The 14,110-nt window shown below is 72.4% G+C and carries 12 protein-coding genes; 4 read left to right on the top strand and 8 right to left on the bottom strand.

Annotated elements, in window-relative coordinates:
* Nucleotides 1-102: 102 nt before the first annotated feature.
* The 3 genes from ACFYW8_RS26585 (at nt 103) to ACFYW8_RS26575 (ending at nt 2,853) form a co-directional block, all read left to right on the top strand.
* On the top strand, nt 103-1,596 hold the full coding sequence (locus tag ACFYW8_RS26585; RefSeq protein WP_389080958.1) for a bifunctional phosphatase PAP2/diacylglycerol kinase family protein: 1,494 nt from the start codon (nt 103-105) through the stop codon (nt 1,594-1,596).
* Nucleotides 1,597-1,817: 221 nt separating this feature from the next.
* Nucleotides 1,818-2,639 (top strand): class I SAM-dependent methyltransferase, encoded by an 822-nt coding sequence (locus tag ACFYW8_RS26580; protein WP_389080953.1) that lies wholly within the window; start codon nt 1,818-1,820, stop codon nt 2,637-2,639.
* 43 nt (nt 2,640-2,682) lie between these two features.
* On the top strand, nt 2,683-2,853 hold the full coding sequence (locus ACFYW8_RS26575; protein ID WP_261705026.1) for a hydrophobic protein: 171 nt from the start codon (nt 2,683-2,685) through the stop codon (nt 2,851-2,853).
* Between the two features lie 100 nt (nt 2,854-2,953).
* On the opposite strand, the gene ACFYW8_RS26570 is transcribed toward ACFYW8_RS26575, so the two are convergent.
* The 3 genes from ACFYW8_RS26570 to ACFYW8_RS26560 all read right to left on the bottom strand — a co-directional run bounded on the left by ACFYW8_RS26570 (nt 2,954) and on the right by ACFYW8_RS26560 (nt 7,152).
* Nucleotides 2,954-3,772 carry a GvpL/GvpF family gas vesicle protein gene (locus ACFYW8_RS26570; RefSeq protein ID WP_389080945.1) on the bottom strand — a complete coding sequence of 273 codons (819 nt, stop codon included), beginning with the start codon at nt 3,770-3,772 and terminating at the stop codon, nt 2,954-2,956.
* Nucleotides 3,773-3,913: 141 nt separating this feature from the next.
* Complete coding sequence (locus tag ACFYW8_RS26565) at nt 3,914-5,761, bottom strand: transketolase (protein ID WP_389080941.1); 1,848 nt, start codon at nt 5,759-5,761, stop codon at nt 3,914-3,916.
* Nucleotides 5,758-7,152, bottom strand: a complete 1,395-nt coding sequence (locus ACFYW8_RS26560; protein WP_389080936.1) for an NAD(P)/FAD-dependent oxidoreductase — start codon at nt 7,150-7,152, stop codon at nt 5,758-5,760. The genes ACFYW8_RS26565 and ACFYW8_RS26560 overlap by 4 nt, the downstream gene beginning before the upstream one ends.
* Nucleotides 7,153-7,430: 278 nt before the next feature.
* Between ACFYW8_RS26560 and ACFYW8_RS26555 the strand changes: the two genes are divergently transcribed.
* Nucleotides 7,431-7,778 (top strand): VOC family protein, encoded by a 348-nt coding sequence (locus ACFYW8_RS26555; protein ID WP_365872384.1) that lies wholly within the window; start codon nt 7,431-7,433, stop codon nt 7,776-7,778.
* Nucleotides 7,779-7,869: 91 nt separating this feature from the next.
* Here the strand turns inward: ACFYW8_RS26555 and ACFYW8_RS26550 are convergent, their stop codons facing one another.
* The 5 genes from ACFYW8_RS26550 to ACFYW8_RS26530 all read right to left on the bottom strand — a co-directional run bounded on the left by ACFYW8_RS26550 (nt 7,870) and on the right by ACFYW8_RS26530 (nt 14,104).
* Entirely contained in the window at nt 7,870-9,846 is a 1,977-nt protein-coding gene (locus ACFYW8_RS26550) for a DUF5107 domain-containing protein (RefSeq protein WP_389080928.1), read from the bottom strand.
* A 140-nt stretch (nt 9,847-9,986) separates the two neighbouring features.
* On the bottom strand, nt 9,987-10,535 hold the full coding sequence (locus ACFYW8_RS26545; protein WP_365872380.1) for a GNAT family protein: 549 nt from the start codon (nt 10,533-10,535) through the stop codon (nt 9,987-9,989).
* Between the two features lie 26 nt (nt 10,536-10,561).
* Nucleotides 10,562-10,813 (bottom strand): LapA family protein, encoded by a 252-nt coding sequence (locus ACFYW8_RS26540; protein ID WP_389080921.1) that lies wholly within the window; start codon nt 10,811-10,813, stop codon nt 10,562-10,564.
* Between the two features lie 269 nt (nt 10,814-11,082).
* Nucleotides 11,083-12,009, bottom strand: a complete 927-nt coding sequence (locus tag ACFYW8_RS26535; RefSeq protein WP_365872611.1) for an LD-carboxypeptidase — start codon at nt 12,007-12,009, stop codon at nt 11,083-11,085.
* A gap of 121 nt (nt 12,010-12,130) precedes the next feature.
* Nucleotides 12,131-14,104 carry an LpqB family beta-propeller domain-containing protein gene (locus tag ACFYW8_RS26530; protein WP_389080917.1) on the bottom strand — a complete coding sequence of 658 codons (1,974 nt, stop codon included), beginning with the start codon at nt 14,102-14,104 and terminating at the stop codon, nt 12,131-12,133.
* Nucleotides 14,105-14,110: the final 6 nt, after the last annotated feature.

Genomic DNA, 14,110 nt, shown 5'->3' with positions numbered 1-14,110 from the left:
GGCAGGCATTCTCCGGGGAGCGGGGGTGCGGGGCAAACGCGTATCGGGCGGAGGGCCCGGCGCGGGGGCGGGAACCGCCTGATCCGGGGTAGACGGACCCGCATGACCACGACCCCGGATGTCGACCTCACCGCCCTCGTACCGGGCCGCCACGCCCTTCGGGACCGTCTCCTCGCAGTGGACTGCCGGCTCTTCGAGGCGGTCGCCGCGCGGCACTGGCCGGGCGGCGACCCCGTGCTGCCGAGGCTGAGCCGCGGCGCGAACCACGGCGTCCTGTGGTTCGCGACGGCCGCCGCCGTGGCGGCGAGCCGTACTCCGCGGGCCCGCCGGGCCGCCGCGCGGGGTGTCGCCTCGCTCGCCCTCGCCTCCGCCACCATCAACACGGTCGGCAAGCGCTCGGTGCGCCGCACCCGTCCCGTCCTGGACCCGGTCCCCGCAGTGCGGCAGCTGAAGCGGCAGCCGATCACCACCTCTTTCCCGTCGGGGCACGCGGCCTCCGCCGCCGCCTTCGCGACCGGGGTGGCGCTGGAGTCCCGTGGCTGGGGCGCGGCCGTCGCACCGCTCGCCGCGGCGGTCGCGCTGTCCCGCGTCTACACCGGCGTCCACTTCCCGAGCGATGTCCTGGCCGGTGCGGCCCTCGGCGTCGGCGCCGCGTACGCCGTGCGCGGGCTGGTGCCCACCCGGGACCAGGTGACCCCGCCCGGCCGGCCGCGCACCGGCGCGCCCGCGCTGGCCGAGGGCGAGGGCCTGGTCATGGTGGCCAACACGGGCTCGGGCAGCTCGGAGCGGGTCGGCGCGCTGGCCGGCGCGCTGCCGCGCGCGGAGATCGTGGAGTGCGAACCCTCCGACATACAGGAGGAGTTGGAGAAGGCTGCCACCCGCGCCCGGGTGCTGGGCGTGTGCGGCGGCGACGGCACGGTGAACGCCGCGGCCGAGGTAGCCCTGCGCCACGGCATCCCCCTCGCCGTCCTGCCGGGCGGCACGCTCAACCACTTCGCCCACGACCTCGGCGTGGAGGGCGAACGCGACCTGGTGCACGCGCTCCAGGAGGGCGAGGCCGTCCAGGTGGACGTGGGCCGGTTCGCGTCCGGCGGCAGGGAGGGCATCTTCCTCAACACCTGCAGCCTGGGCATCTATCCGGAGCTGGTGCGCGAGCGGGAGAACTGGTCCGGGGTGATCGGCAGCTGGCCTGCCGGTGTGCTGGGCGCCCTGCGCGTGCTGCGCGCCGACCACCACCCGCTGCGGGCCGAACTCGGCGGCCGCACCCACCCGTTGTGGCTCCTGTTCGCCGGCAACGGCACCTATCACCGGATGGGCCTGGCGCCCGCCCGCCGCTTCGATCTCGCGGACGGGCGCCTCGACGTCCGGGTCGTGCACGGCGGGCGCCATCCCGCGCTGCGTCTGCTGGCCGCCGCCTTCGCGGGCCCCCTCACTCGCTCCCCCGCCCACGCGGCCGTACGGGTGCGCCGGCTGCGCGTCGAGGGTGTCGCGCCTGGCACGCTCCTCGCCTACGACGGTGAAGTCACCGAGGTCGGCGGTGAGGTGACACTGAGCAAGAGCCCCGAGGCTCTGACCGTCTACCGCCCCGCGCGCTGACGCACGTCCACGAAGGCCCGGTCCGGCCCCGTCCACGCACGCGCTCGGGCACCGGCGTCCCGGCCCCGCCGGGACGCCGCTCGGCACAACACCCCTCCAACGCAGTCCACATGGCAAGACGCCAGTCTCATAATTCGACATGCGCGCGTACGGTGATGTCATCGCCTCGGGGAGTGCGCGCACGCCCGGCGAGGCCCCGTACGACGAGAAGGGGAACGGTCATGTCGAAGCCGCAGGAGACCGCCGTCTACACCCACGGCCACCACGAGTCGGTGCTGCGCTCGCACACCTGGCGCACAGCAGCCAACTCGGCGGGGTACCTGCTCGACTCGCTGAAGCCGCACATGAAGATCCTCGACATCGGCTGCGGTCCGGGCACGATCACCGCCGACCTGGCGGAACGGGTGCCGGACGGCCATGTCACCGGCGTCGACCACGCGCCCGGCATCCTGGACCAGGCCAGCCGGACGGCGGCCGAACGCGGCCTGCGCAACGTCGACTTCGCGGTCGCCGACGTCCACGCGCTGGAGTATCCGGACGACACGTTCTGCGTGGTCCACGCCCACCAGGTGCTCCAGCACGTGGGCGATCCGGTGCGGGCGCTGCGCGAGATGCACCGGGTCACCAGGCCCGGCGGCTTCATCGCGGTCCGCGATTCGGACTACTCGGCCATGACCTGGTACCCGGCGGTGCCGGGCATGGACGACTGGCAGGACCTCTATCTGCGGGTCGCCCGCGCCAACGGGGGCGAGCCCGACGCGGGCCGGCGTCTCAAATCGTGGGCACTGGCCGCCGGGATCCGGGACATCACCGCCACGTCGAGCACCTGGACCTTCGCCACCGAGGACGAGCGGGAGTGGTGGAGCGGCCTGTGGGCGGACCGCACGCTGGCATCGGCGTACGCGGACCGCGCGAGGGAAGGGGGCCACGCGACCACGGAGCGGCTGCGTGCGGTGTCGGACGCCTGGCGGCAATGGGGGCGGCAGGCGGACGGCTGGTTCTCCGTACTGCACGGGGAAATTCTCTGCCGAAAGGAAGCCTGATCCCGCGATATCGGGAAACACGGAAAGCAGGAGGTCAAAAACTATGGTTCCTATCCTGCTGGTCCTGTTGCTCGCGCTGGTTCTCTTCGGTGCGGGTTTCGCACTGAAAATTCTCTGGTGGATAGCGCTGGTGGTCATCGTCCTGTGGCTGCTCGGATTCCTGGTCCGAGGCACGAGCGCCTCCGGAGGCAGGGGCCGCTGGTACAGGTGGTAGGCCTTCCTCTCCGAGGAGAAGAGATTCTTGACGGCCCGAGGTCCAGAACGGTTCTGGACCCCGGGCCGCAGTTCGTCCGCTCACCCGGTGAGCGGTACGGTCACGTCGCGCGCCCCGAATCCGTCGTTTTCCCCGTATTCCCCGTGCCGCTCGCGTTCCCCGCGTTCCGCGCGTTCCCCGTGTCGCTCACGTTCCCCGTGTTCCGCGCAAAGCCCGTAAGGCCGGCGAATCCGGTGAGGCCCGTGGAACCCGTGAAGGAGTACGCCGCCCACGGCCCCGTGAGCTCCACCCGCAAACCCGGCTCGTCGCGCGCGCTTCCGTTCACCCGCTCCACGAATTCCTCCGATTCCGCGCGCGGCACGAGATAGGCGGCATCGAGTACCTCGGCGTCCGCCTCTTCGGAAGGCGCCGGACTCCGCGGGGTGCGCAGCAGGGTTTCCTCGGCACACCGGGAGAGAGTGCCGTGCAATCGCCGGGTGAATTCATCCGCGCGTTCCACGATTTTCCCGGAATGCGCGGAGGTCCGGGGAACGTGCACCTTCACGTCCCATTCCACCCGCCCGTCGAACCGGTCGAGGGTCCGCAGGAAATCCTCCCTGCGTTCCTCCATCATCACGCGTACGCCGCTGTCGTCCCGGAGCACGGTGGCCAGCCGGAGCGGCAGCGGACTGGTGACGGCGGTGAGCGCGTCGATGACGCCCTGATGGGCGCGAGCCGTCGCCTCCAGCCACTGGACGTCCTCCAGCCTGCGACGCAGCGGCTCGGCGTCGAATTCCCGCTCCGGGACCGAACCCACCACGGCGATCAGGCCGCCGTGCCGCAGCAGTTTGGGCGGGACACCCGCGACCCCGGCCAGCTCGGCCGACAGTGCCGCCTCGAAGGGGCGGCAGATCGCGTAGACATAGCGCAGAGCGCTCACAGGTCTCCTCCCGCGTATCCACTCGCCCCGGCCTCCGTCAGCAGGTCGGCGGAGCTTGCGTGCCGGGCTCGCCCCGTCCGCCGGGCGGGAGAGCCGGTCCGCACCGTCGGCGTACTGACCATGGTGCCCTCCGGTCTCCGGTCAGCGCACCACGGCCGTCTCCACCAGCAGCCGGGCCGCCGCCGCGATCGACTCGGCGTCGATGCCCGCTGCGTGCAACTGCTCGGCGGGGCTCGCGGAGCCCGGCATGTCACGGACGGCGAGGCGCACCAGGCGGGGTACGGGACGGCCGTCGGTGAAGGCATCGAGCACCGCGTCCCCGATGCCGCCCTCCGCCCGGTGGTCCTCGACCGTGACCAGGCAGCCGGTCTCCTCGGCGGCCTCGCGCAGGGTCGCGCGGTCCACGGGCTTCACCGAGTAGAGGTCGATCACCCGGACCTGGATCCCCGCGCGGTCGAGGATCTCCGCGGCGGCCAGCGCCTCATGGACGGTGACGCCGGCGGCGACGAGCGTCAGCCGGTCCCCGGCGGAGGCGCGCAGCACCTTGCTGCCGCCGACCGGGAACTCCTCGGTGGCGCTGTAGACGACGGGGCTCGCACCGCGTGAGGTGCGCAGATAGCGGATTCCCTCCAGGTCCGCCATCGTGGCGACGAGCTTCGCGGTCTGGTTGGCGTCGCACGGGTACAACACGGTCGAGCCGTACACGGCCCGGAACATCGCCAGGTCCTCCAGGCCCATCTGGGAGGGCCCGTCCCGGCCGATGGAGACTCCGGCGTGCGAGCCTACGAGGTTGATGCCGGAGCCGCTGATGGAGGCCATCCGGACGAAGTCGTGGGCGCGGGTGAGGAAGGCCGCGAACGTCGAGGCGTACGGCACCCGGCCCCGCGCGGCCATGCCGACCGCGGTGGCGACCAGTTGCTGCTCGGCGATGTAGCACTCGAAGAAGCGGTCGGGGTGTTCCTTGGCGAAGAACTCCGTGCGCGTCGAGTCGCCGACCTCGCCGTCCAGGGCGACGATGTCGCCGCGGGCGGCGCCGAGCGCGGCGAGCGCCTGTCCGAAGGCGTCCCGGGTGGCGATCTCGTCACCGGTTTCGTACCGCGGCAGGTCGAGGTGTCCGGACCGTACGGCGTGCACGGTCCGTGCGGCGGGGGGCTGCCGGACGTCCACCCGCCGGTCGTGCACACCGCCGAGTTCGGCGATCGCCTGACCGGCGTCCGGCAGCGGTTTGCCGTGCAGTCCCTCGCGGTCCTGGACCGACGCCACGCCCTTGCCCTTGAGGGTGCGGGCGAGGATCACGGTGGGCCGGCCGCCGGTCGACTCCGCTTCGGCGAAGGCGCGGTCGACCGCCTCCACGTCGTGGCCGTCGGTCTCGACGGCGTGCCAGCCGAAAGCCCGGAACCGGCGCGCGTAGGCGTCCAGGTCGTGCCCGTGCCGGGTCGGCCCGCGCTGGCCCAGGCGGTTGACGTCGACGATCACGGTGAGGTTGTCGAGGTGCTCGTACCCGGCGTGCTCGGCGGCCTCCCACACGGAGCCCTCGGCGAGTTCACTGTCACCGCACAGCACCCAGACGCGGTATCCGGTGCGGTCGAGCCGTTTGCCGGCGAGCGCGACACCTACACCGACGGGCAGTCCCTGGCCGAGCGATCCCGTGGCGGTCTCGACCCAGGGCAGCCGCCGGGGCGTCGGGTGTCCTTCGAGCCGGCTGCCCGCCTTGCGGAAGGTGAGCAGCTCGGCCTCGCTCACGGCACCGGCCGCCTTGTACGCGGAGTACAGCAGCGGTGAGGCGTGGCCCTTGGAGAGGAGGAAACGGTCGTTGCCGGGGTGCTGAGGACGTTCGAAGTCGTAGCGCAGGTGGTTGGCGAGCAGGACCGCCATCAGGTCGGCGGCGGACATCGAGGACGTCGGATGCCCGGATCCCGCGGCATCGGCGGCGCGAACGCTGTCGACACGCAACTGCTGTGCCAGATCGATGAGTTGGCGGGTGTTCATGACGCTCCTTCCGAGCGGCTCACGGCCCCCTGAACGGGCTCAGGCGATGCGGGTGCTTCACACGCCCCCTCTGCGGCGGGCGCTCCCGCCACCCGCGCCGACTCGGGCGAGGCCGTGTCGAGCGGCACCGACCACGAGCGGACCAGGCCCAACTGCACGGTCTGGCGCGGCAGTACGGCGTCCAGAAGCCAGTCGGCCGCGACACGGGCCCGGTTCGCGGGCATGGCGGCGAGGTGGTAGCCGCGAGTGACCGCCGCGGCCGCCGGCCCCGAGAGAGGGATGTTCAGCGGGTCGGCCGCGGCCTTGACGCCCCCGAGGTCGACGGTGAAGCCCAGGTCGCGATGACGGTAGGCGCGGCGCTCGCCGATTCCGAGCGATGCGGCGACATTGCGGCCGGCGATCCTCCCCTGGCGCCAGGCGTGCTGGGCCGTCATCGGCGTGTACTGGCCGGGCCGCTCCAGGTCGGGCACCGCTGCCGCGTCTCCGCAGGCGAACACCTCTGGATGGCTCGGCACTTGAAGATGGGGATCGACGAGGAGCCGCCCCCGCTCAAGGGGCCGCCCCAGTCCCCCGACCAGCGGATCGGGCCGTACTCCGACACACCACACCAGCGTCCGGGTGTCGACGAACTCCCCGTCGCTGAGCCGGACTCCATCGGAAGTCGCCTCCTCGACGGACGTCTTGGTGCGCACCTCGACACCACGCCGGCGCAGTACACGGTCGGCGGTGCGCGAGAGCCTCTCGCCCAGTTCGGGCAGCACGCGGGGGGCGACGTCGAGCAGCAGCCAGCGTGGTGGCGCCCCTTCACGCAGGGGCCGGCTGCGCACCAGCGCGTCGGTGAACAGCTTTCCCTGGGCGGCGACTTCGGTCCCCGTGTATCCGGCGCCGACGACCACGAAGGTGCGGCGCGCCGAGCGGCTCTTCGGGTCGTCCGACGCGGCGCCGAGCTCGATCTGCCGGATCACGTGGTCCCGTAGATACAGCGCTTCGGGCAGCCCTCGGAAGCCGTGCGCGTGCTCGGCGACACCGGGTACGGGCAGCAGTTTGTTCACGCTGCCGACGGCGAGGACGAGACGGTCGTACGTCAGTGTGCCGCTGTCGCCCTCCGGGCCCCTGTAGCGCACGGTGCGCGCGTCGAGGTCGGTCCCCTCGGACCGCGCCTCACCGAGCACGAGACGTACGTGGGGCAGCGTGCCGGGGAGCGAGACGGTGACGCGGCGTGGCTCCAGCACACCGGCGGCGACCTGCGGCAGCAGCGGCAGGTACAGGAAGTAGTCGGTCGGGTTCAGCAGAGTGATGTCGGCCTTGTGCCGGACCAGCCGTGACAGGACACGGGCCGTCCGGTACCCGGCGAAGCCGGCGCCGACGATCAGAATGCGGGGTCGACTCACGGTGCTCCTCTGACGGAATCGCTCGTCGTACGGGGCTTTCCGCGTCCCCCCGACCGACGCGCCCAAACCTGGGCACCCCCGACTTTTCGCGAGCCGGCACCAGCGGCGATCGGGGTCCGCGGTTCGGGGTCCGCGGTTCGGGGTTCGGGGTTCGGGGTTCGGGGTTCGGGGTTCGGGGTTCGGGGTTCGGGGTTCGGGGTTCGGGGTTCGGGGTTCGGGGTTCGGGGTTCGGCCGAAAGGATCTCCCGCTGCCGTCGCCCCCAACTAGGCTCGTCCTCATGGAGATTCTGGGAGCCACGCTGCGCGTCTGCGTCGACGACCTGGAGACTGCGGTCCCCTTCTACGAACGGCTCGCGGGCGGCCGGGCGCTCCGCTTCGAGCGCGGGGGCGTGTCGGTCGCCGCGATCGGCTGCTTTCTGCTGATGAGCGGGCCCGAGTCCGAACTCGACGTCCTGCGCAAGGTCGCGGCGACCATCGCCGTCAAGGACGTGGAGGAGACCGGCCGGGTCCTCACCGACCTCGGCGCCCGCGTCGTCGCGGGCCCGGTGGAGACACCCGGGGGCCGCAACCTCATCGCCGTGCATCCGGACGGGTCGGTGTACGAGTACGCGGACCGCCGGGGCTGAGACGCGGACGCGCCGGACCTGACACACGACGGACGTCGGGTGTCCCGCCGCACGGTGCGGTGGGACACCCGAGGTCGTGAGCGCGGCAGGTTCAGTGCGTGGACGCCGGCCGCATGCGGAAGTCGTAGCGCGTCGGCAGCGGCTCGTCGCTCAGCCGGGACCACAGCCGGTCGATCGTCTCCGCGCCCTCCCGCAGGTCGGCGACCTCGAAGCCCGCGTCGAAGATCGCCCGTGCGTCCTCACGGCGGCCTTCGGCGAGCAGCAGTTCGGCCTCGACGAGGCGGAACCGGCCACGGTCCCGGGTCGCCGGGCGCAGCCGTTCCCACACGGCACGCGCGTCCGCCGGGCGACGAGCCGTCAGCAGCGCCTCGATGGCCTCCCGGCCGAGCGCGGCGGTCGCCGCGGTCCACCGTTCCCCGTCGTCGCGGCGCTCCCGGCACAGGTCCTCGAAGGCTTCGGCGTAACGGTCGGCGGCGCGCTCGTGGTTGCCGGCCTCCTGGTCGGCGACGGCGAGGCAGCGGAGCAACGGCCAGAGAGACGGGGCGAGTTCGAGTGCACGCTCCCAACTCCGCACGGCCTGGGCGAAGTCACCGGCATGCCACTGGGCGACTCCGAGGTGGTACTCGGCGATCGGCGCCGCGGGTGCCGTCTCCAGCATGTCGCGCCAGTGCGAGGCCACCAGCGTCTCACCGGGCGGCCCGACCCGCCGGGGCTCCGGGAACGCGCCGGAGCGCAGCAGCTCCCGCCACGGCGCCTGATCCTCGCCCAGCGTGCTCTCGTCGAAGGGCGTACCGGGCAACTTGTGGGCGGCGCGCAGCACTTCGAGTGCTCCCCAGCCGGATCCGGCGGCGAGGATCTCGCCGGGATCCGTGTCGGCGTGCGGCAGCCAGGCGGCGTACGCGGCGTCGACGGTGTCCCGGGAGAGGACGCTGTCCAGCCTGCCCTCGACGTCCGCCCGCGCGGCCTCCCAGTCCGCCCCGAGCGCCGTCTCCGCGCTCACGGACAACGGACCGTACGCCTCCAGCCAGGAGACATCGCTCTCGGCTTCGAGCCGTACGTGTTCGAGTTGGGTGCGGGCGAGTCCGGCCTGGATCTCGCAGTACCCGCCGGTCCCCGGCTCGGTGAGCCATTCCTGCCAGCGGCGCCCGCCGGGCCCCGAGCCCCAGACGAACAGCTTGCGCCCGCGCAGGGCACCGGTGGACGTCTGGACCAGCCCCGCGCCCGCGTCGTCGACCGCGGCGATCCAGCGGCGCCGCCCGTCGGGCACCTCGTAGAAGTAGTCGGCGGGGAAGGTGCTGTTGAGCGGGTACGTACGGTCGATCCCGTCGTACGTCGGCACGGGCACCCGGCGGAGCCGGCGCTCGTAGCCGAAGTGATAGGCCTCCTCGGCCGGGGCGAGCACCCGGCGCTCCTCGGGGACCGCGATGTTGGACCACCAGTACAGCGGGGCGGGCTTCTCGTGAGGATTGCGGACGCGGACGCCGACGTACAGGAAGTCGGAGCCGTCCGGCAGCCACAGGTCGACCTGGAAGGGGAGGTCGCGCAGTCGTTCCCACTCCCACAGGCGCAGCATCTCGCCGCCGTCGGGGGCGGGAACGCGGGCGGCGTGGACGGGTGAGCACGACAGGGTGGTGTGCCCGGTGGCGCCGATGTTCCATTCGATGCCGCCGGAGAACCAGGCGCCGTTGAGGGCGAAGCAGGCCGGCTGGAGCACCGGGTTGGTGTAGAGCAGTTCCGTTTCGGTGGGCTTGTGGAAGAGCGAGACGATGCGGCCCCCGTACCCGGGCAGCACGGTGGCGCGCAGCCGGTCGTTCTCGATCACGATCGTGTCGAGTTCGCGGAGCGGCCGTTCTCGCTCATAGCCGTCCCGTATCCGCTCCGGCAGCAAGCTGCGCAGCGGCTCGTACCCGATCTGCCGGGCCATGTCGCCCGGCAGGCCGACGCGGTCGCGGTCGTCGATGGTGTGCATCTCGTCGAGGGTCCGCAGGGGCGGCAGCGGGTTGCCCGGGCCCAATTCCGCCGCCGGGAGGGTCAGTACGTCACGTCGGATCGTCGTCACGATGACCATGGAACATGCTCATCGGCCTGCTGACCAGGGTGTCCGCTCGTCAGAATCGGGTCAGGATTCCGCAAAGGCGCCGGCCGCCGGGTCCGCGAGGAGCGCTCCCGCCTCAGCGGCGCTCACCCGCACCCGTCCACGGGCGGCCGTCAGCGGGGTTCGACCATCTCCGATGTGATCGCCCACCGCTCGTGGTCCCGCCAGGCGCCGTCGATGTGGATGAAGGCCGGCGAGAAGCCTTCGAGGCGGAAGCCGCAGCTCCGGGCGAGTGCGATCGACGCCGCGTTGCCCGGCTGCACGTTGATCTCCAGCCGGTGCAGTCCCATCTCGCCGAAGGCGTACCGCACGACGAGGCCGAGTCCCTCGGCCATCAGCCCGCGCCCGGCGGCGTGCGCGAAGGCGCCGTAGCCGAGGGCTCCGCAGAGGAACCCGCCCTCGACGATGTTGTTGATGTTGATGAAACCGGCGATCCCTCCGCCGTCCCGTTCACAGACGAGGAACCCGGCCTTGGTCGGGTCCTCGATGAGCCGCCCCGCGTAGACGGCGTAGGCGTCGACGCTGCAGGGCGGGAAGAGCCACGGCTGGTGGAGGCTCTTGCTCTCCCTGGCCCGCGCGGTGAACTCCGCACCGTCCTCGAGGGTGAACTGCCGTAGGCCCACGCGGGGGCCCTCGGCGAGGCAGCCGACGATCTGAGGCATCCCGTCACCTTACGCGAGCAGGATCTTCAGCGTCTGCGTCTCGCGGCGTACGCGCCGCACACCGCGCCGATCACCGCCGTGGCGAGCAGCGCCACCCAGAGCGGCATGATCACCTCGGGGATGAGCAGCCGGATCCTGGTGCTGCGGGTGTTCTCGAAGATGAAGACCAGGGCGAGGACGGCCAGGACGAGGACGGCGACCCTGGCCGGCGTCATCGGCCCTTCGCGGGTGCCCTTGCCGCCGCTCGTACCGGCGTTCTTCGAGGTCTTCCGGCTCATGGGCTCAGCATGATCCAGAAGACGCCGGTACGCGCGGCGGGAGCATCCTCCGGGGTGACCCCGCGCCCCCGCGTCCCCGTGACCCCGTCGCCCCGGTGACCGTCGTGACCGGGGCCGCGACGAACCGTGGCCGAGGCGGGCGCGTGCCCGACATGACGGCGAGCGAGGCACGACCGTGAGCGAGGCACGACCGTGGACGGCTCACGGCCGCGAAGGGGCGCGAAGGATCGCGAAGGGGGCGCGACCCTCAATGGGAGGCGCCCGTTCCGTCAGAGCAGCGCCGGCTCGTCCAGTGTCAGTGTGCCCGCGTCCGCGTCGAGTTCGGCGCGGACGCCGAACGGCATCGTCAGAGCCCCCTCGGCGTGCCCGAACCCGAAGTTCTCGACGACCGGAACGCCGAGCCTGCCGAGCCGGTCGGCGAACACCGCGCGCAGTCCGTCGTACGGTCCGCAGTCCACCCATGAGCCGAGCGCGATCCCGGTCACCCCGTCGAGCCAGCCGGTGCGCAGCAGTTGGGTCAGGATCCGGTCCAGCCGGTAGGCCTCCTCGCCGATGTCCTCGATCAGGAGCAGCCCGCCCCGGGCAAAGGCGCGGGCGTGCGGTGTGCCGACTTCAGCGGCCAGCAGACTCGCGCAGCCGCCGAGGGTGACACCGCGGGCCTTCCCTGGCACGAGCGGGACGGCTTCGCCGGAGGCGATGGTCCGTACCGACTCGGGTTCGAAGAGGGTCGCCCGCAGATGCTCCTGCGTGCGGGCGCTCTTCAGGAAGTCGACGGATGCGACCATCGGCCCGTGCAGGGTGGCGAGCCCCACCCGCACGGCGAACGCCTCGTGCAGTGCGGTGATGTCGCTGAAGCCGAGGAGGATCTTGGGGCCCGCGGCCCGGAGGGCGTCCCAGTCGAGCAGGTCGGTCATGCGCTGCGCGCCGTAACCGCCTCGGGCGCACAGCACCGCGGCCACGTCCGGGTCGCACCAGGCCGCCTGGAAATCGGCGGCCCGGTCCGCGTCCGTCCCCGCCAGGTAGCCGAACTCGGCGTGCCGGTCCAGGACATGAGGGGCCACCACCGGGTCGAGGTCCCAGCCGCGGAGGATGTCGAGGCCGGCCTCCAGTCGCTCCTCGGGGACGGGTCCGCTGGGCGCGACGACCGCGACCCTGGCCCCGGCGGCGAGCCGTGAGGGGCGGGTCAGGGCGGTGATCGGTGCGGTCGTTCGGGTCACTCGTGCTGCTCCAGTTCCTGATGGTTCGTCCGGCCGCGGTCGTGTCGCGCCGGGTCTCTCGAAGGACTCCGCCCGGTCCGCTCCCCGGCGGGCGGCGGCCTCACTTGGACAGCTCCAGCGTGGGGATGCCGGGCGGGTCCAGTGCGAGGACCTGGGCGTACAGGGAGAGTTCGGACTCCAGGGCGCACACCATCGTCTCGGCGCGCCGGAAGCCGTGCCCCTCCCCCTCGAAGGCGATGTAGGCGTGCGGGACACGGCGGCCCCGCTCCTCGATACGGGCCAGGAAACGTTCGCACTGCACGGGCGGGCAGACGGCGTCGTCAAGTCCTTGGAGCAGCAGGAAGGGCGCGGTGATCCGGTCGGCGTGCGTGGACGGCGACCGCTCCGCGTACCGGCCCGGTACCTCGGCGATCGGACCGACCAGCGATTCCAGGTACTGCGACTCGAAGTCGTGGGTCTCGCCCGAGGCCCATTCGGTGAGATCGATGACGGGATAGAGGATCGTGCCGCAGGCGTAGACGTCGGTGGTGGCCAGTGAGGCGGCGGCGGTCCAGCCGCCCGCGCTGCCGCCGCGGATCGCGAGCCGCCGCCGGTCGGCTGTGCCCTCTTCGGCGAGTGCGAGCGCGACCGCCGCGCAGTCCTCGACGTCGACGATTCCCCACTGTTCGCGCAGCAGGTTGCGGTACTCCCGTCCGTAGCCGGTCGATCCGCCGTAATTGACCTCGGCCACGCCGATTCCGCGTGAGGTGAAGTAGGCGATCTCCAGGTCGAGAACGAGCGGCGACCGGCTGGTGGGCCCGCCGTGGACCCATACGACGTACGGCGGGAGTTCGTCGCCGAGGCCTACGTGGCCGGGGTGGTGCGGCGGGTAGATGTGCGCGTGCACCTCGCGTCCGGCGGGGCCGGTGAAGGTGCGGATCCGGGGTTCCGGGTAGTACGCGGGGTCGACCGGGTCGTCGTGCGCGGCGCCGATCACCCGGGCCCGCCCGGTACTGGCGTCCAGTTCGACGACCTCGTGTGCGCTGCGGGGACTGGCTCCGACGCCCACGACCCTGCTGCCGTACGCGGCGAGCGTCGACGCGAACTCGGTCCAGGGGCCGGCCGTGTCGACGAGCTCGCCGGTCTCGACGTCCAGAATCCCGAGCGCGGTGGCACCCCGGCCGTGGACGACGGCGACCAGGCCGGTGTCCAGAGGCGCGAACCAGCGCTGTCCGACCCTCCAGAGGGGACCGCCGAACTCCTCCTCGCGCGGGCAGACCGCGATCGCCTCGCCGTCCGCGCCGAGACGGTGGAGGTTCCACCAGCCGCTGCGGTCGCTGACGTAGAGCAGCGTGCCGTCGGCCGCCCAGTCGGCCTGCGCGACGGACTCCTCCGGGCCCCCCGCGACGGGGCGCGGGGTGGACAGTGTGCCGTCCTCGGTGACGTCCGCGAGGATCACCTCGGTGCCGTCCCACGGCATCCGGGGGTGGTCCCAGGCGATCCAGGCCACCTGCCGGCCGTCGGGCGAGAGACGGGGCCCGGTGACGAACCGGTGCCGTCCGTCGGACAGCTCCCGCACGGCGTCCCGGTCGTACGCCGCCGATCCGTCCAGCGGCACCGCGACGACGGCCCGGCGCAGGTCGGTGGGTCCGTCCCCGGTGAACTCCTCCATGACACACCACACTTCGGCGCGCTCCACCCGTAGCTGCGGGTCCACCCAGCGCAGTCCGCCTCCCACCGGTGAGAGGGGGGTCAACGGGAGCGGTTCCCCGCCGGGTTCGCAGCGGTAGAGGCGCTGGTCGGCGAAGTTGACGAAGACGACCAGCGGGCCCTCGGGGCGCATGGCCCCCGCCCAGGGGTTGCCGCCGTACTCCATGACGCGACTGCGCACGTTCCAGGGGGCCGGGAGCACCGGCTCCTCGGTGCCGTCCGCCCTCCGCCGGACCAGGGTGCGCCGCCCGTCCTCGGCCGGCCGGGGCTCGGTCCACCATGCCTCGTCGCCGACGAAGCCGACGAACTCGGGATGCCCGTCGTGCGCGGCGGCGAGCGTCGCGTCGATCGGCGAGGGCCATGAACCGTATGGCGTGGTCTGCATCTCGTC

This window comes from Streptomyces sp. NPDC002742 (genome assembly GCF_042888885.1).
Classification (GTDB): Bacteria; Actinomycetota; Actinomycetes; order Streptomycetales; family Streptomycetaceae; genus Streptomyces.
The sequence above is the reverse complement of the archived record's forward strand: the minus strand, read 5'-3'. Positions and strand labels throughout refer to the sequence as shown.